The following is a 16555-nucleotide window of genomic DNA, read 5'->3' on the forward strand; positions in this document are numbered from 1 at the left end:
ACGAAACGGCAGCCCTATTGCCGCAGGAACGTCTCGAGCCTGGCAAATAACGGGTTTTCGCGGTCGAGCACATAGTCGAGCGAGGCGATCGAGACCGTGTCGGCGCCATGCTCGCGCAGGAAGCTGCCGAGCGCGTAAAGATGCATCGGCGGGCAGTGCAGCGTGAGCATGCCGGACGAGGTCGGCCCGCCGAACGGCGCCACCACGCCAAAGCGGTTATGCGCCTCGTTAAGCAACGCCTCGTTGCAGCCGGCGAAACGGGTGCGCACCTCGCGATATTTGCTGGCCCGAGCGCGAGCGGCGATGTGATCGAGGATGACGCGCGCGGTCTCGCGGGCTTCAGCCGACCAGTCGGCATCGCGGGAGGCCACGAGGTTGGCCTGGCTACGCAAAATCACGCCGTCGTCGAGCACCTTCAGCCCGTTGGCGGCGAGCGTCGCGCCTGTCGTCGTGATGTCGACGATCATCTCGGCGGTGCCGACGGCAGGCGCGCCTTCGGTGGCGCCGGCGCTTTCGACGATGCGATAGTCGACCACGCCGTGAGCGGCGAAGAAATTGCGCGTCAGGTTGATGTACTTGGTCGCGACCCGCATCCGCCGGTTGTGCTGGGCGCGGAAGCCGGTGGTGACGTCGTCGAGATCGGCCATGGTGCGGACGTCGATCCAGGCCTGCGGCACCGCGACCACGACATTGGCGCTGCCGAAGCCGAGGCTGTCGATCAGCAGCACGCGTTTGTCGGCATCGGGGATGCTTTCGCGCAACAGATCCTCGCCGGTGACGCCGAGATGCACCATGCCGCGCGCGAGCTGGGAAGCGATTTCGCTCGCCGAGAGATAGGCGATCTCGACATTGTCGAGGCCTGCAATGGTGCCGCGATAGTCGCGCGCGCCGCGCGGTTTTGCCAGCGCAAGCCCCGCGCGCGTGAAAAACGCCTCAGTATTTTCCTGCAGGCGGCCCTTGGAGGGAACGGCGAGCACGAAGGGAACGGTCATGCGGCGCTCCCTTGCGCGTTGGATTGGCCGAGCTGCGTCAGCGCTTCGATCCACACCGAGAATCCGACCGCCGGGATCGGCGAGGCCGAGCCGAGTTGCGTCATCAGGCCATCGTAGCGCCCGCCAGCAACCAGCGGCTCGACGTCATTACCCTTGGCAGTGCAGTTCGAATTCAAAGCCGGTGTAGTAATCGAGCCCGCGCCCGAACGAGGTGGAGAAGCGCGTTAGCTTGGTGTCGATGCCGCGCGCGGCCATGAAGCCGACGCGGCTTTCGAGCTCATCGATCGCCGCGGTCAGATCGAGCTTGGCGTCTGATGCCAGCGCGCGCAGTTGCTTAACCGATTCATCGGGATCGCCCGCAATCGCCAGGAAGCGCTTGATGATATCGAGCGCGTCGCGCGGCAGTGCACCGCCCTTCAGCGTCGATTGTTCGAGGAAGCGATCGGCGATTTCGTCGACAGTGCGTCCGCCGACATTGGTAGTGCCGGCGATCGACATCAGGTCAGTGACCAGCGCCAGCGCCGCCTTGCGATCGGAGCCGGCGAGCGCCGCCAGCACGCCCTCATATTCGTTGCGGCCGGGCGCAGTCGCAAGCGTCAGCCGTTCGATGTCCTCGGCGAGGCTGACCTTGCGGTTGAAATCCTTGATCAGCCGCCGCCGCCACACCGGATAGAGATCGAGCGCGTCGATCAGCGCAGTGAACAGCGCGACGTCGCCGGTGCGGATTTCGACATCCTTCAATCCGAACGCCGAGGTCGCTCCCAGCGCCAGCGCCAGCATTTCCGCATCCGCCGCGGCGCGGTCCGGCCGGCCGAAGGATTCGATGCCGGCCTGCAAGAATTCGCTGGGCCGCCCGCCCCGATAGCGGAACACCGGCCCGAGATAGCTGAAGCCCGCCGGCTTTCCGGCGCGTTCCGAGGCGAGATAGTCCCGCGCCACCGGAATGGTGAGGTCGGGGCGCAGGCAGAGTTCCTCGCCGGAAGCGTCGGCCGTCAGGTAAAGGCTCTTGCGGATGTCCTCGCCGGAGAGGTCGAGGAACGGCTCCGCCGGCTGCAGGATAGCAGGGTGAGCCTGGACGTAACCGCCTTGTGCAAACGACAATAGCAGCGCGTCCGCCCAGGCGGCGGACCCGGCAGCACCTCTGACGGCAGCGGTCGCGGTCATTTTGCGTCCAAATATCCGGAAAAACCGGGTTCCAGGGTCGTTTGGGGCCCCCGGGGGTCCGGGCGGCTCATTGCCGCAGGCCTTAGCATGGCCGGGGCGGCGTTTCGACAGGGATTGGCCAACTGAATTAATGGGCGATGTCTCGCCCGGTCAGCCCTCCACCGGCTATCCCACCCCCTGCCAGTCGCCAAGCGCGGCCTGCACCAGCGCCAGCGCGGCGACACCAGCGGTATCGGCGCGCAGGATGCGGGGGCCCAGAGACAGCCGCAGCGTCCTGGGCTGTCGCAGCAAGAGCGCCCGCTCTTCCTCGGCAAATCCGCCCTCGGGGCCAATCAGGACGTCGATCCCCTCAGCCGCGGTTAACCCCTGTTGCAGCGCCTCGAAGGGATTGCCGATGTCAGCCGCCTCGTCACAGAACACCAGCAGGCGGCCGGTCTCGCGCTGTTCGAGAAATCGGTCCAGCGCGATCGGCTCGGCAACGTGCGCAAGGCTCAGGATTCCGCATTGCTCGGCGGCCTCGATGACGTTGGCGCGCATCCGCTCGCCGTTCACCCGCGAAACCTGGGTGTGCCGCGTCAGCACCGGCTGCAGGCTTGAGGCTCCCATCTCGACCGCCTTCTGCACCATGTAGTCGAGGCGCGCGTGTTTCAGCGGCGCAAAGACATAGGCGATATCGGGCAGGCGGTCCTGCGGCCGCGTCTGCGCGACGATGCTCAAGGCGTCGGGTCGCTTGCGGCCCTCGATTGCTGCCTGCCACTCGCCGTCGCGGCCGTTGAACACCAAAATGGTTTCGCCGGCCGCGAGCCGCAGCACATTGCCCAGATAATTGCTCTGGTTGCGCTCCAGCGCGATTCTTTCGCCCTCCCGCAAGGGGGCGTCGACGAACAGGCGCGGGGCGCGAAAATCGAGGTCAGGCATCCGTAATATTCCGTGTCCGCGCCGCTTTTAGCCTAAAGCGCTAGAATCCGGACGCTATTTTTAACTTCCGGCGCGCCCCTGCGCCGCGCTGCTGCCCCAATCAACGGGTTGTTAAGCGTCGGCAGGAATCGTAAAAAGTGCCCACCGCAAATCCGCTTCGTTTTCGAAGACGCTGGGGTTGCCTGGACCTAGCCGGAGATACCGCCTTGATGATCCGCCGCCTGATTGTGCCGCTGACCGCTGCCGTCGTGACCGTTCACGCGGGCCAAGCCTTCGCGCAGGGCGCGTTTCCGGCCCCCTTGCCGAACCAAAGCGCCGCGCCTGCGAATTCGCCGTTTCCGCCGGTGAATGGCGCAGCACCATCGGCCTCGGTCGGCGCCCCGTCGCCGTTCCCGTCGCAGGGCGCTGCCCCGGTTTCCAGAGGATTCAGCGGCCCGCCGCCACAGGCCAGCGGTTCGGCGGACGCCTGCATGCAGGGCTTCGTCCCGCTGCGCGAGGAAGCCGAGCGGCGCGGCAAGCTGATCAAGGCCGCGAGCGACCGCAAGGCGCCGCCAGATGAAGCCTGCAAGCTGATCGGCAATTTCGGCCAGGCCGAATTGAAGATGATCAAGTACGTCGAGACCAATTCGGCTAAATGCGGAATTCCGCCGCAGATCGCCGACCAGCTCAAGAACGGCCACAAGAATACCGAGAAGATGCAGAAGCAGGTCTGTGCCGTTGCGCAGCAAGCGCAGGCCCGCGGCCCGGCCGGGCCAAGCCTGAGCGAGGTGCTCGGCTCCTCCGCGGCGCTCCCTGAGGCGCAGACGGTCAGGAAGGGTGGCAGCACCTTCGATACGCTGAACGGCAACGTTCTCGCGCGATGACCGCGATCCGATGAGCGACGCGTCTACCCGCGTTGCCGATGCGACCGGCAACTGGGTCGACACGCGTGCGCCGTCCTGGTCGCGGCCTTACTTGCGGCTTTCCCGTTACGACCGTCCGATCGGCTCGTGGCTGTTGCTGATGCCATGCTGGTGGTCGGCGGCGCTGGCCGCCGGCGTTGCGCGTGACATCTCGCAATTGCCGCTCGTGATCGTGCTGTTCTTCATCGGCGCCTTCGTCATGCGCGGCGCCGGCTGCGCCTGGAACGACATCACCGACCGCGAGCTCGACGCCAGCGTCGAGCGCACGCGCTCGCGGCCACTGCCTGCGGGTCAGATCAGCGTGACGCAGGCGTTCGCCTTTTTGGTCCTGCAGGCGCTGATCGGGCTCGCGGTGCTCTTGCAGTTCAACCGCTTTGCGATTCTGACCGGCATCGCCTCGCTCGTCATCGTCGCGGTCTATCCCTTCATGAAGCGCATCACCTGGTGGCCGCAGGTCGTGCTGGGGCTGGCGTTCTCCTGGGGCGCGCTGATGGGATTTGCCGTCACGCTCGGCCACATCGATCTCACCGCGCTCGTGCTCTATGCCGGCTCGATCGCCTGGGTGATCGGCTACGACACTATCTACGCCCATCAGGACACCGAGGACGATGCGCTGATCGGCATCAAGTCGACCGCCCGCCTGTTCGGCGCGCGCACCCATCTGGCGCTGGCGCTGCTTTATTCGCTCGCCGTCATTCTGATCGGCGTCGCGCTGGTACTGGGCGGCGTGCGCTGGCCGGCCTGGATCGGGTTGGTGGCGTTTGCAACGCATCTCGCCTGGCAGATCAGGACGCTCGACATTAGCAATCCCGCGCTGTGCCTCCGCCTGTTCAAGTCGAACCGCGATGCGGGGCTGTTGCTGTTTGCGGGATTACTGATTGACGCGGTGATGCGTTCGGTCTCGTAGGGTGGGCAAAGGCGCGTTGCGACGTGCCCACCATCGATCATCAAGCAAGCTTCATGATGGTAGGCACGCTTTCGCTTTGCCCACCCTCTACCTACGTGTCCGCGAACTGATTTGCCGCGTACGCCACAGTTGCTCTGATGATAGGGCAGGAAGTTCTTAAAACAAACTCGGGCGTACTTCGCCGCGTGATCGCGAAGGTGTGCCGGTGTTTGAAAATTGAATCCGAAAGCTCCTCCATCGTCCCTGCGAACGCAGGGACCCATAACCACCGGCCGAAATTGCTTGATGAGGTCGTTGTTGCCTGGTCTTTTCCGAGAACAACGGCCGCGGAGTATGGGTCCCTGCGTTCGCAGGGACGACAGCACTTGCTTGGCGAGAGTTCTGTTAAAGCAAACTCAATCCCGCGCGATGATCTCGCGCTCGTCGTGATGAACGGTTTCGGTGTTGCCGAGATTGCCGAGCCGACGGCGCACTAAAAATTTCGGGCGGCGGGCGCGGATCGCGTTGTGGCGGCGCCGCCGGGCGGCCGGTTCGCGATGATCATCTTCTGCCAACAGCGGCAGCGCGAAGATGTCACTCCACATCTGCCAGGCGGAGGCGATCTCCTCGTCGTCGGAGCTCACGCACAAGGGAATGTTCAAGGACGGGTCCCGATGCGCCAGCACCAGCATCTGTGCATCGTCGTCGAGACCACGCAGTGCTACGCCGAGAAAATCGCTGACGCGGACGTTGATCGCCATCCGCATGCCCTTGACGGCACGGTGCAGCACGACGCGCTCGCGATGAAGTTCGATCCTGCGCACGCCGCCATCCGCACGGGTGTCGTGCGCATGGAAGCTGAGCGGCAGAGAAAGAGGGTCGAGCCGCAATGAACGGCTCGACCCGGCGGGATTGATCCCGCTTGTTGCTGTTTGACGCCTCACGGCTCTCATCTCCCCGCCGGGATTATGTTCCCGGTCGATACGCGAGACCTTAGCCGAGCGATTTCCGTTTCGCCTTAAAAAGCCTGGTTAACCCAACGTCACCCGCCAGCATGATTGACGAGACCTTGCGGCGGTGCCGAAAATGTTTGGTATTTGGCGTCGCAAAATGCTTGAAATCCCTGTGAATCAGGCACATCTCAGGGCCTTGCCGGCCGGCGTCCGAACCCTTCAATGTCAGGGATTTTGTTTGTGAACTCTTCACCATCTACGGCTTCGCCGCTTTCGAAGGCCCCCGCAACTTCCGACCTGTTCGATCAATCGGCGCTCTCGACGCTGGCGCAGCGGCTGGTCGAGGCCGCCAAGCGTGCGGGCGCGGATGCCGCCGATGCGGTCGCGGTGCGCGGGGTTTCGCAAGGCGTCGAAGTCCGCGATGGCCGGGTCGAGGAATCCGAGCGTTCCGAAGGCGACGACGTCGGATTGCGCGTGCTCGTCGGCCAGCGTCAGGCGGTGGTCTCGACCAACGATATTTCCGGCGACGGCGTCGCCAAGTTAGCCGAGCGGGCGGTCGCAATGGCCCGCGTCGCGCCCGACGACAAATATGTCGGCCTCGCCGATCCCTCGCTGCTCGCGCGCGAGTTCGCCGAGCTCGATCTGCTCGACCGCAATATTCCGACCACGCGCGAACTCGAGCGGCGTGCCTGCGAAGCGGAAGCCGCAGCTCTGGCAGTCAAGGGCGTGACCAAGTCGAGCGGTGCGTCTGCCTCGAGCGGCATCGGCGGCATGGTGCTGGTGACCTCGACCGGCTTCCACGGCTCATATTTGCGCTCCAGCCACGGCATCTCGGTGACCGCGATCTCCGGCGAAGGCACCAGCATGGAGCGCGATTACGACTTCACCTCGGCCCCGCATGCGTCCGACCTCGATTCTCCCGAGAGCGTCGGCCGCAGGGCAGGCGAGCGTACCGTGGCGCGTTCCAATCCGCGCAAGGTCGAGACCTGCAAGGTGCCGGTCGTCTACGATCCCCGGGCCTCAGGGTCGCTGGTCGGTCATCTCGTCGGCGCCATCAACGGCGCTTCGATTGCGCGCAAGACCAGCTTCCTCAAGGACAAGCTCGGCGAGCAGTTATTTTCGAAGAACATCCGCATCATCGACGACCCCTTACGCGTGCGCGGCCTGCGCTCGCAGACTTTTGACGCCGAGGGCGTCAGAGTGAAGCAGCTCGCGCTCATCGACGAGGGCGTGCTGACCACCTGGCTGCTGGACTGCGCCACCGCCCGCGAGCTCGGGATGGTCACGACCGGACATGCCCATCGCGGTGTCTCGTCGTCGCCGTCGCCGGGGTCGTACAATCTGCATCTCGAACCCGGCGCGATGACGCCGAAGGAACTGATGTCCGACATCAAGCAGGGCTTTTACGTCACTGACCTGATCGGCTCCGGTGTCAACGGCGTGACCGGCGATTACAGCCGCGGCGCCTCGGGTTTCTGGATCGAGAACGGCGAGCTCACGTACCCCGTCAGCGAGGTGACGATCGCCGGCCACCTGTTGGAGATGTTCAAATCGCTCGTTCCGGCCAACGACCTGGAATTCCGCTACGGCGTCAACGCGCCGACGCTGCGCATCGAGGGCTTGACGCTTGGCGGACGCTGATACCGCCGACCGGATCTGGGCGCGCGATGCCGCGCTGCTGAAGGACACCGTGCGCGAAGCCGGCGCGCTGGCGCTATCGCTGTTTCGCACCGAATTGAAGAACTGGACCAAGGGCACTTCCTCGCCGGTCTCCGAGGCCGATATCGCCGTCAACGACCTCGTCGAGCGGCGGCTGCGCGCGGCGACGCCGGAATATGGCTGGCTGTCCGAGGAAAGCGTCGATGATGACACACGGCTCGGCAAGGAACTGGTCTGGATCGTCGATCCGATCGACGGCACCCGCGCCTATCTCGCGCATCGTGAAGACTGGTGCGTGAGCGTGGCGCTGGTTTCGGGTTCAACCCCGGTACTGGCGGCGGTGTTCGCGCCTGCCAGCGACGAATTCTTTTTCGCAATGCGCAGCAAGGGCACCATGCTGAACGGAAAGCGGGTCCGTGCATCCGCAGGAACGGAGCTCGATTTTTCCCGCATGGCCGGCCCAAAGCCGCTGGTGCAGCGGCTGAGTTCGTCACCGGACGACATCACGCTGCATCCGCGAATCGGATCGCTGGCGCTGCGGCTGTGCCGGGTCGCCGATGGCAGTCTCGATGCCGCTTTTGCGGGCGGCCAAAGCCGCGATTGGGATCTTGCCGCGGCGAATTTGATCGTGCAGGAAGCGAATGGTAGAATGACCGCGCTCTCGGGGGATGCGATTGAGTATAATCGCCGGGAGGTGGTGCACGGGGTGCTTGTGGCAGCGGGATACGATCGGCATGCGCGCATTGTCGAGCATTTCCGGGATCGTCGGTTGCCCTGAATCGGTCGAAATCCGTGCCACAAATCATCCCGTTCATACCGCGATTCACATTATCGATCTTGCTCGCCGGGCACCTCGTTAGGAAAGACCATCATGCCAGATAGTGCCCCGCAGCAATTGCTGCATCTCGTCATCGGCGGCGAGTTGACCGATCTCGAACACGTCACGTTCAAGGACCTCGACCAGGTCGATATCGTCGGCGTCTACCCCAATTACGCATCCGCTTACGCGGCCTGGAAGGCGAAGGCGCAGCAGACCGTCGATAATGCCCACATGCGCTACTTCGTGGTTCACCTCCATCGGCTGCTCGACCCAGGTCAAGACACGAAGTCCTCCAGTTGAAACGCCTCCTTCGCGATTTGCTGCGCAGCACCTGGGTTCAGCGCGCGCTGGGTGTGCTTGCGGCCGAATATTTGCGGCTGGTCTGGCTGACCAACCGCTTCAGCTACGACCCCGCCAACGTCTACGACATCGTCGAGCCGGAGATGCCGGCGATCTTCGCGTTCTGGCACGGCCAGCATTTCATGACGCCGTTCATCAAGACCAAGGAGAGCCACCGCGCCAAGGTCCTGATCTCGCGACACCGCGACGGCGAGTTCAACGCCATCGCTGCCGAGCGGCTCGGCATCGGAACCATCAGGGGCTCCGGCGATCATAGTGGCGCCTTCCACCGCAAGGGCGGCGTCGGCGCGTTTCGGGAGATGCTGCAGGCGCTGGAAGACAAATGGAACGTCGCGACCACCGCCGACGTGCCGAAGCGCGCGCGGGTGGTCGGGCTTGGCATTATCATGCTGGCGCGGGAGTCTGGCCGGCCGATCATGCCCTTTGCGATGGCGACCAGCCGGTTCATCCGGTTGAAAAACTGGGACTCCACCACCATCAATTTGCCATTCGGGCGCGGTGCCGTGGTAGGCATTGAACATATATACGTGCCGCCGGATGCCGACGCCGAGACTATGGAAAAGCTGCGCCTTCAGGTAGAAGCTTTGCTGAACGAAGCTACTCGTCGCGCCTACGCGGCTGTCGGGCGTCCGGAGGCAGCTCTTGGCTGATCCACTGCCGATGACGTTGCGCGTCTACCGGAAACTGTCCTCCGTGATGGTTCCGTTGTCGCCTGCCGTCATCAACCGGCGCTTGAAGCTCGGCAAGGAGGACCCGGCGCGGGTCGGCGAGCGCCGCGGCATGAGCGCCGATGTTCGCCCCGCAGGGCCTCTGGTGTGGATTCACGGCGCCAGCGTCGGCGAAGTGCTGGCGGCGGCTGCGCTGATCGAGCGGCTGCGGGCCTCGGACCTGCGCATCCTCCTGACGTCGGGCACGGTGACTTCGGCTGCGATCGTCGCCAAGCGGTTCCCCCCTGACGTCATCCATCAATATGTCCCCTATGACTCGCCGCGCTACGTCGCGCGATTCCTCGATCATTGGCGTCCGTCGCTGGCGCTGTTCATCGAGTCCGATCTTTGGCCGAACCTGATCCTGTCGAGTGCCGCGCGACGGCTGCCGATGGTGCTGATCAATGGACGGATGTCGCAGCGCTCGTTTCCGCGCTGGCGTCGTGTCGCCGGCACCATTTCGGCGCTGCTCGACAAGTTCGACGTCTGCCTGGCGCAGTCGCAGACCGATGCGGATCGCTTTGCCGCGCTGGGCAGCCGCAACGTCATGGTTACGGGAAATCTCAAGCTCGACGTTCCCGCGCCGCCGGCTGACGCCAACAAGCTGGATATGCTGATGTCGATGACGCGCGGCCGCCCGGTGGTGGTCGCGGCCTCCACGCATCCGGGCGAAGAAGAAATCGTGACGGCAACCCACCGGACGCTCGCCGGATTCTTCCCGGGGCTGCTGACGGTGATCGTGCCGCGGCACCCCGACCGCGGCGAGGCCATCGCGCGCATGATCGCTGCTTCCGGCCTCAATCCGACCCTGCGCTCGCACGAGGACTTGCCTACCGCCACGACCGACATCTATGTTGCCGACACCATGGGCGAACTGGGACTGTTCTACAGGCTGGCGCCGATCGTATTCATGGGCGGATCGCTGGTCGAGCATGGCGGGCAGAATCCGATCGAGGCGATCAAGCTCGGCGCCTCGATCGTCCACGGCCCTCACGTCTTCAACTTCACCGACGTCTACGAAGCCCTCGATTCGGCCGGCGGCGCGCGGCGGGCCGATACGCAGGAAGCGCTGGTCAAGCAGTTCGGGCAGATGCTCGCCGATCCCAAGGCGCGCGAAGCCGTGCTCACCGCATCCGAGCGCGTGGTCGGTCAGCTCGGCGGCGCGCTGGAGCGAACGCTCTCTGCGCTTGAGCCGTATCTGCTGCAGTTGCGGATCGAGATGGGAACCGGCAATGCGTGAGCCGGGCTTCTGGCACGGCCCGTCCTCGCTCAACTCGCATCTGTTGAAACCGCTCGGCGCGCTCTATGGCGCCATCGCCGCACAGCGCCTGCAGCGCAAGGGATTGAATGCCGGCATTCCAGTGCTCTGCGTCGGCAATTACCACGTCGGCGGCGCCGGCAAGACGCCGACCGTGCTGGCGCTGGCGAAGCTCATGCGCGACCTCGGCGAGACGCCGGTCGTGCTGAGCCGCGGCTATGGCGGCGAATTGCGCGGGCCGGTCCGGGTCGATCCTGAGCGGCACGCGGCGGCCGATGTCGGCGACGAACCGCTGATGCTGGCAGGCCATCTGCCGGTCGTGGTGTCGCGCAAGCGCGCCGACGGCGTGCCGCTGGCGCGCTCGCAAGGCGCGACCGTGATCCTGATGGACGACGGCTTCCAGAATCCGTCGATCATCAAGGACGCATCCCTGATCGTGATCGACAGCGAACGCGGACTTGGCAACGGGAAGGTATTTCCCGCCGGACCGCTGCGCGCGCCGCTGCGGCCGCAATTGGCCCGCACCGACGCGCTGATCATTGTCGGCAACGGCACCGCTGCCGAGCCGGTGGCCGCCGAGATTGCCGCACAGAGCAAGCCGGTACTGCGCGCGCATCTGAAGCCGGATGACGCGCCGGTCGCCGCGCTTCGGGGCAAGCGCGTGCTGGCATTTGCCGGCATCGGCGATCCCGTGCGATTCTTCAACACGCTGCGCTCAAGCGGCATCGATGTCGTCAGGCAGCAGGCCTTCGCCGATCATCATCCGTATTCACAAGCCGAGATCGAAGGCTTGATTACCGAGGCCGAGCGCGACGGGCTGACATTGGTGACGACGGAAAAGGATCTGGCGCGGCTGCGCGATCGGCAGCACATCGTGCCGTTCGCGGTAACGCTGGAGTTCGACGATCCTGCGCGCCTGCGAAAATTCGTCGCCGACCGGCTATTCAAGGCGCGCGAGAAGCGATCTTAACCCTGCGTCTTCAGCGCACCGGGAAAGTGCCGCTGCAGCACGGCGCCGGGAACCGAATAGGCCTCCTGCAGATCGACGCTCCAGTACTTCAATTCGTCGAGCGGAATCCGCACGTCGGTGACGGCGCAGCGCACGTAGGTTCCGGGCGAGATCACGCGGAAATCGCCGTCCAGATATTGCACCTGCGCTTCGCCATGGCCCGAGGGGCCGAATTTATTGAGCACCGTCAAACTCTCCGATGGGCCGGCCCGCGGGCTGGCCTTAAGTGTAATTTTTGTGGATTCGATCTATCATAAATAGGTCGTACTGTCCGCCCCGCAAACTGACCTACTTGTGATGATTTTGCGCCCACCTGCATGATAGCGTGAATTTCATCGTGCCCGCAGCGTCATACCGATCCGACAGAGACCGATGCGCCTGTTGTCAGCAACGCTATTCCTGACGCTCCTTGCTGCGGCCTCCACGGCCAGTGCCACGCCGTTGCCGACCCCCCGCCAAGTCGATATTCCGGCGACCGGACTGACCCTGCACGCGCAGCTCTACAAGCCTGATGGTGACGGGCCATTTCCCACGGTAATCGCGCTGCATGGCTGCGGCGGATTGAGCGGGCAATCCGAGCCGGTGCTGCCGCGCTACCGTGACTGGGCGGAACAGCTCCTGAAGTCCGGCCATGCCGTGCTGTTGCCGGACAGTTACGGTTCGCGCGAGCTCGACCCGCAATGCCGCGTCAACGAGCGCCGCGTGCTTGCCCGTCGCGAGCGGGTGGCCGACGTCAACGCGTCGCGGCGATGGCTGTTGCAGCAGCCCTGGGTCGCGCGTGACCGCATCAGCCTGATCGGATGGGCCAACGGCGCCAGCGCGGTGCTGTGGGCGGTACGCCCGCAATCATCTTCGCGCGGGACTGACCCGGATTTCCGCTCGGCCATCGCATTCTATCCGGACTGCCGGATCTCCTCCGGCCTCGGCTGGAGCACGCGGGTGCCGACGCTGCTGTTGATTGGCGCGAAGGACGACGTCAGTTCGCCACACGCCTGCCGTCAGATGGTAGAGGGAGCTCGCGGCCGCAGCGCGCTGGCGCGAATCGTGGTCTATCCTGGGGCGGCTCACGATTTCGACCGCGCCAACCTTCCGCTGCGGGCGATCGCGGGGGCCGACGCGGCATTGCCCGAACACGGCCATATCGGCACCGACGCGGATGCGCGAAAGGATGCGCAAGCGCGCGTCGCCGAGTGGCTGGCGCGCTAAACTAGAACAGGCTTCCCTGATCGACCGGTTTTGGCACGCGCTTCGGCGGTGCTGGCTTGGCCTCGCGCGGGGCTGGCTTGGCAGGGCTCGCGGGGGCAGTCGTCGCGGCCGGCCGGTCCGCATCCGCGGTGACGCCGACGCGGCCGTCGGCGAATTCGACTGAGAGACGCGCGCTCGGTCCGACCGCGGCGGCGGCATGGACGGCGTGGCCGTGCTCGTCGCGCACCAAGGCAAAGCCGCGCGCGAGTACGCCGCGATAGGACAGCGCCGACAATAATTGCCCGCTATGGGCGACCCGCGCGTCGAGCCGCTGCATCGTGGTCTCAAGCGCGCGGCGGGCGCGCTCGGCCAGCCGTTGCGTCCGTTCGCAGTTGCGCGCAATGGCGTTGCGCTGCGCCTGGGCGTTGGAGAGTTTTGATGCCTTGAGCCTGACCTCCAGCCCGGCAAAGCGGTCGCGCCGGTTGCGCAGCAGGGCGCGGGCGGACAGCCTGATCCGCTCGCCAGACACCGTAAGACGATGGCTGGCCTGCGCGACCTGTCCGCGCAACACCTTCAGCGTCAGGCCGGCGCTGAGATGCGAAAAGCGGCGGTGATGGGCGTGCGTATTGGCCTTCAATGCGCGGGGCAGGGCGGCGCCGAGGTGATCCAGCCGCTGCCTGGGGATCGCGAGCAGTTCGCTCAAGCTCGGCAGCGCGCGGGCGGTGGCGCGCAATTCGTTGCGGCGGCTCTCCTGGCCGCGCTGCCAGCACACCATGGTGCGGCGCGCCAGGCTTTCGACCTCGGCGAACAATTCGCTGCGCACGGGAACGGCCATTTCGGCCGCCGCCGTCGGCGTCGGTGCGCGCTTGTCGGCGGCGAAATCGATCAGCGTGATGTCGGTCTCGTGGCCGACGGCCGAGATCAGCGGGATCACGCTGTCGGCGGCGGCGCGAACCACGATCTCCTCGTTGAACGACCACAGATCCTCCAGCGAGCCGCCGCCGCGCGCGACGATCAGGAGATCGGGCCGCGGGATTCGTCCCGTCTCGGGTAGCGCGTTGAAACCGCGGATGGCCGCCGCAACCTGCTCGGCGGAGCCTTCGCCCTGCACCTTGACCGGCCACACCAGCACGCGGCGGGGAAAGCGGTCCTGCAGCCGGTGCAGGATGTCTCTGATCACCGCGCCCGTCGGCGAGGTGACGACGCCGATCACTTCCGGCAGCCACGGCAGCAATTGCTTGCGCGCCTCGTCGAACAGGCCCTCGGCGGCGAGCTTCCGCTTGCGCTCCTCCATCAGCGCCATCAGCGCGCCGATGCCGGCAGGCTCCAGCGAGTCGATGACGATCTGGTATTTCGAGGAGTTTGGATAAGTCGTGAGCTTGCCGGTGGCGATGACCTCAAGCCCCTCCTGCGGCTTGAAGCGCATCCGGGCATGGGCGAACTTCCAGATCACCGCCTCGATCTTGGCGCTCTCGTCCTTCAGCGCGAAATAGCAATGACCCGAGGAGTGCGGCCCGCGAAAGCCGGAGATTTCGCCGCGGACGCGGACATGGCCAAAGCGGTCCTCGACCGTCCGCTTCAGCGCGGAGGAGAGTTCCGAGACGGTGAATTCGGGCGCGTTGATCAGGTTATCTGGCGGCATCGGCAACTGATTCGGACGTTTGAGGCGTTGCCGCAACGTAGGGATTTTTAATCATCCCCGCCAATCGAGGACTTGTGGAACTCAAATACTCTGTAGTACAGAGTTCTCTGCATTGTGTTCAGGCGAGGCGAGGTCGATGTTGAAATTCCTAATCCGCGGCTTCGTGAGCCTCGTGAAATGGGGCCTGTGCGGCATCGGCGTGCTGGCGCTGGTGGTGCTGGCCCTGCTGGCAACGCCGCTGCAGCCGTTGCCGGAACTGCAAGCGATCTCGCGGGCGCGGGCCACCGTCGATCTTACCAGCCTGCCTGCGATTGTGCGGTTCCAGGCCCGCGACGGCACATGGCTCGGTTTCCGCCATTATCGCGCGGGCGGCGCGCCGACGGGGCGCGTGGCGATCGTGATTCATGGCTCCTCCGGCTCCAGCGGCGGCACCATCCATGCGCTGTCGCAGGCGCTGGCTGCGCACGGCGTGGAGACCTTTGCGGTCGATATGCGGGGCCACGGCACGTCAGGCACGCACGGCGATATCGGCTATGTCGGCCAGCTTGAGGACGATCTCGCCGATTTCGTCGCGGTGTTGCGCAGCAGCGTGCCATCAGCGCCGCTGACCTTGATCGGCCATTCCTCCGGCGGCGGCTTTACGCTGCGCGTGGCGGGCTCGCCGATTCAGAACCTGTTCGAGCGCTTCGTGCTGCTCGCTCCCTATCTCGGCTACGATGCTCCCTCCACCCGGCCGAGTTCCGGCGGCTGGGCGCGCGCCGATATCCCGCGCATCCTCGGGCTGACGGCGCTACGCGCCATCGGCGTCAACTGCTGTGAGGCGCTGCCGGTGCTGGCGCTCGCGGTACCACCGAACTCCGAGAAGACGCTGGTGTCGACCTATACCGACCGGTTGATGCGCAACTTTGCGGCGCGCAGCGACTTCCGCCGCGATCTCGCTGCGGCGGCGAGACCTCTCACTATCATCTGCGGCGCCGACGACGAATTGATGCTCGCGGACAAATACGCCGAAGCCGTGCGTGGCGCGAAGGTCGCGGTCGACGTCAGGGTGCTCGACGGCATCAACCACATGGGTATCGTCGCCGCGCCGAAGGCGGTATCCATCATCGCCGAAGATGTTGCCACGCGCGCCATGGCGGGGTCGTAGCGGCGAAGGGGTGGGGATGGGCAACATGATCGACAGCCGCGCGGCCTCCGAGGCGCTCGCCGACATCAACGAGATGACGCGCCGCGTCCGGCAATCGCGGATCTACCATCTCGCCAGCCTGATGCTGATCATGTGGGGCGCGCTGGTATTTGCCGGCTATCTCGGCTCGTTTCTGCTGCCGCGCCAGGCCGGCTATTTCTGGGCCGCGCTGAACGTCGCGGGCGTCGCGGGATCGTTTGCGATCAGCGCCTTCGGATATCGCAAGACAGGCATTCGCACCTTCGACTTCAGGATGCTGATCGCGTTCGTGCTGTTCTTCGCCTTTGGGTTCCTCTGCACCAGCGTGCTCGGCCACTTCACGCCGCGCCAAATGGGCACGTTCTGGCCAATTTATTTCATGCTGCTCTACGTCATCGCCGGACTCTGGTTCGGACAAGCCTTTGTCGTGATCGGTCTTTGCATCAGCGCACTGGCGCTGGTTGGATACTTCCTGGTCGGCGACTGGTTCGACCTGTGGATGGCCTTTGTCGATGGCGGCGGGCTGATGCTCGGCGGCTGGTGGATGCGCCGGAGCTAGCGCCATGGCCGAGATCGACGATATCATCCATCAACCCCTGCGCTTGCGGATCATGGCGGGGCTGAACGCATTACCATCGGGCACCGGGCTGGAATTCTCAAAACTGAAGCAACTCACCGGCGCTACCGACGGCAATCTCGGCGCCCATATCGAGACGCTGGCCAAGGCCGGTTATGTCGCGGTGGAAAAGGCCTTTGTCGGCAAGAAGCCGCAGACCACGGTAACCGCGACCGCGGCCGGCCGCGGCGCCTTCGCCCGCCATGTCGCCACGCTGCAGGAGATCATCGCCGCGTCAGGGGGGAAAGTGTAGCGAAACTCCTCTGCACAAGCGTGATGCTCCCCTTGCGGGGGGAGGGAGTTCTATGCGACCGACTTG

The 16555-nt window shown here is 65.1% G+C and carries 17 protein-coding genes and 1 pseudogene; 12 read left to right on the plus strand and 6 right to left on the minus strand.

Annotated features, from left to right (window positions below; genetic code table 11):
* Window positions 1-14 precede the first annotated feature (14 nt).
* From hisG to V1273_RS06120, 3 genes and pseudogenes are all read right to left on the minus strand, one after another.
* On the minus strand, window positions 15-992 hold the full coding sequence (gene hisG / locus V1273_RS06110; protein ID WP_334366724.1) for an ATP phosphoribosyltransferase: 978 nt from the start codon (window positions 990-992) through the stop codon (window positions 15-17).
* Window positions 989-2156 (minus strand): annotated as a pseudogene (locus tag V1273_RS06115) (ATP phosphoribosyltransferase regulatory subunit). The gene hisG and the pseudogene V1273_RS06115 overlap by 4 nt, the downstream one beginning before the upstream one ends.
* 165 nt (window positions 2157-2321) lie before the next feature.
* The gene (locus V1273_RS06120) at window positions 2322-3074 is read right to left on the minus strand and encodes a 16S rRNA (uracil(1498)-N(3))-methyltransferase (RefSeq protein WP_334409037.1); all 753 of its coding nucleotides are present in this window, start codon (window positions 3072-3074) and stop codon (window positions 2322-2324) included.
* A gap of 209 nt (window positions 3075-3283) precedes the next feature.
* On the opposite strand from V1273_RS06120, the gene V1273_RS06125 reads away from it, so the two are divergent.
* Both V1273_RS06125 and ubiA read left to right on the plus strand, forming a co-directional pair.
* Window positions 3284-3937 carry a hypothetical protein gene (locus V1273_RS06125; protein WP_334383631.1) on the plus strand — a complete coding sequence of 218 codons (654 nt, stop codon included), beginning with the start codon at window positions 3284-3286 and terminating at the stop codon, window positions 3935-3937.
* A 10-nt stretch (window positions 3938-3947) separates the two neighbouring features.
* On the plus strand, window positions 3948-4883 hold the full coding sequence (ubiA, locus tag V1273_RS06130) for a 4-hydroxybenzoate octaprenyltransferase (protein ID WP_334409038.1): 936 nt from the start codon (window positions 3948-3950) through the stop codon (window positions 4881-4883).
* 395 nt (window positions 4884-5278) lie between these two features.
* Here ubiA and V1273_RS06135 read toward each other — a convergent pair whose 3' ends face one another.
* The gene (locus tag V1273_RS06135) at window positions 5279-5806 is read right to left on the minus strand and encodes a DUF6101 family protein (protein ID WP_334384307.1); all 528 of its coding nucleotides are present in this window, start codon (window positions 5804-5806) and stop codon (window positions 5279-5281) included.
* A 249-nt stretch (window positions 5807-6055) separates the two neighbouring features.
* Between V1273_RS06135 and V1273_RS06140 the strand changes: the two genes are divergently transcribed.
* The 6 genes from V1273_RS06140 to lpxK all read left to right on the plus strand — a co-directional run bounded on the left by V1273_RS06140 (window position 6056) and on the right by lpxK (window position 11589).
* A complete protein-coding gene (locus V1273_RS06140) occupies window positions 6056-7456 on the plus strand; it encodes a TldD/PmbA family protein (protein WP_334409040.1) in 1401 nt (466 codons plus the stop codon).
* The gene (locus V1273_RS06145; RefSeq protein ID WP_334409042.1) at window positions 7443-8252 is read left to right on the plus strand and encodes an inositol monophosphatase family protein; all 810 of its coding nucleotides are present in this window, start codon (window positions 7443-7445) and stop codon (window positions 8250-8252) included. Before V1273_RS06140 ends, V1273_RS06145 begins: the two co-directional genes overlap by 14 nt.
* Before the next feature lie 93 nt (window positions 8253-8345).
* Complete coding sequence (locus V1273_RS06150; protein WP_028351494.1) at window positions 8346-8594, plus strand: DUF4170 domain-containing protein; 249 nt, start codon at window positions 8346-8348, stop codon at window positions 8592-8594.
* Entirely contained in the window at window positions 8591-9304 is a 714-nt protein-coding gene (locus tag V1273_RS06155) for a lysophospholipid acyltransferase family protein (RefSeq protein WP_334409043.1), read from the plus strand. The genes V1273_RS06150 and V1273_RS06155 overlap by 4 nt, the downstream gene beginning before the upstream one ends.
* Window positions 9297-10601 carry a 3-deoxy-D-manno-octulosonic acid transferase gene (locus V1273_RS06160; protein WP_334409044.1) on the plus strand — a complete coding sequence of 435 codons (1305 nt, stop codon included), beginning with the start codon at window positions 9297-9299 and terminating at the stop codon, window positions 10599-10601. The genes V1273_RS06155 and V1273_RS06160 overlap by 8 nt, the downstream gene beginning before the upstream one ends.
* The gene (lpxK, locus tag V1273_RS06165) at window positions 10594-11589 is read left to right on the plus strand and encodes a tetraacyldisaccharide 4'-kinase (RefSeq protein WP_334409045.1); all 996 of its coding nucleotides are present in this window, start codon (window positions 10594-10596) and stop codon (window positions 11587-11589) included. The genes V1273_RS06160 and lpxK overlap by 8 nt, the downstream gene beginning before the upstream one ends.
* Here lpxK and V1273_RS06170 read toward each other — a convergent pair.
* Window positions 11586-11813 carry a DUF2093 domain-containing protein gene (locus V1273_RS06170; RefSeq protein WP_057842324.1) on the minus strand — a complete coding sequence of 76 codons (228 nt, stop codon included), beginning with the start codon at window positions 11811-11813 and terminating at the stop codon, window positions 11586-11588. The genes lpxK and V1273_RS06170 overlap by 4 nt on opposite strands.
* A 187-nt stretch (window positions 11814-12000) precedes the next feature.
* Between V1273_RS06170 and V1273_RS06175 the strand changes: the two genes are divergently transcribed.
* On the plus strand, window positions 12001-12834 hold the full coding sequence (locus tag V1273_RS06175; protein ID WP_334409046.1) for a dienelactone hydrolase family protein: 834 nt from the start codon (window positions 12001-12003) through the stop codon (window positions 12832-12834).
* A 1-nt stretch (window position 12835) separates the two neighbouring features.
* Here the strand turns inward: V1273_RS06175 and xseA are convergent, their stop codons facing one another.
* Window positions 12836-14455: an exodeoxyribonuclease VII large subunit gene (gene xseA / locus V1273_RS06180; RefSeq protein WP_334409047.1), complete on the minus strand. Its 1620-nt coding sequence runs from the start codon at window positions 14453-14455 to the stop codon at window positions 12836-12838.
* Between the two features lie 136 nt (window positions 14456-14591).
* On the opposite strand from xseA, the gene V1273_RS06185 reads away from it, so the two are divergent.
* From V1273_RS06185 to V1273_RS06195, 3 genes are read left to right on the plus strand one after another with little or no spacing between them, the layout of a single operon-like run.
* Window positions 14592-15602, plus strand: a complete 1011-nt coding sequence (locus tag V1273_RS06185; protein ID WP_334409048.1) for an alpha/beta fold hydrolase — start codon at window positions 14592-14594, stop codon at window positions 15600-15602.
* 25 nt (window positions 15603-15627) lie between these two features.
* Window positions 15628-16179: a hypothetical protein gene (locus tag V1273_RS06190; protein WP_334366738.1), complete on the plus strand. Its 552-nt coding sequence runs from the start codon at window positions 15628-15630 to the stop codon at window positions 16177-16179.
* A 4-nt stretch (window positions 16180-16183) separates the two neighbouring features.
* Entirely contained in the window at window positions 16184-16489 is a 306-nt protein-coding gene (locus tag V1273_RS06195; protein ID WP_275189683.1) for a winged helix-turn-helix domain-containing protein, read from the plus strand.
* Window positions 16490-16555 lie beyond the last annotated feature (66 nt).

Origin of the sequence: Bradyrhizobium sp. AZCC 1721 (assembly GCF_036924715.1) — a bacterium.
Lineage (GTDB): Bacteria > Pseudomonadota > Alphaproteobacteria > Rhizobiales > Xanthobacteraceae > Bradyrhizobium.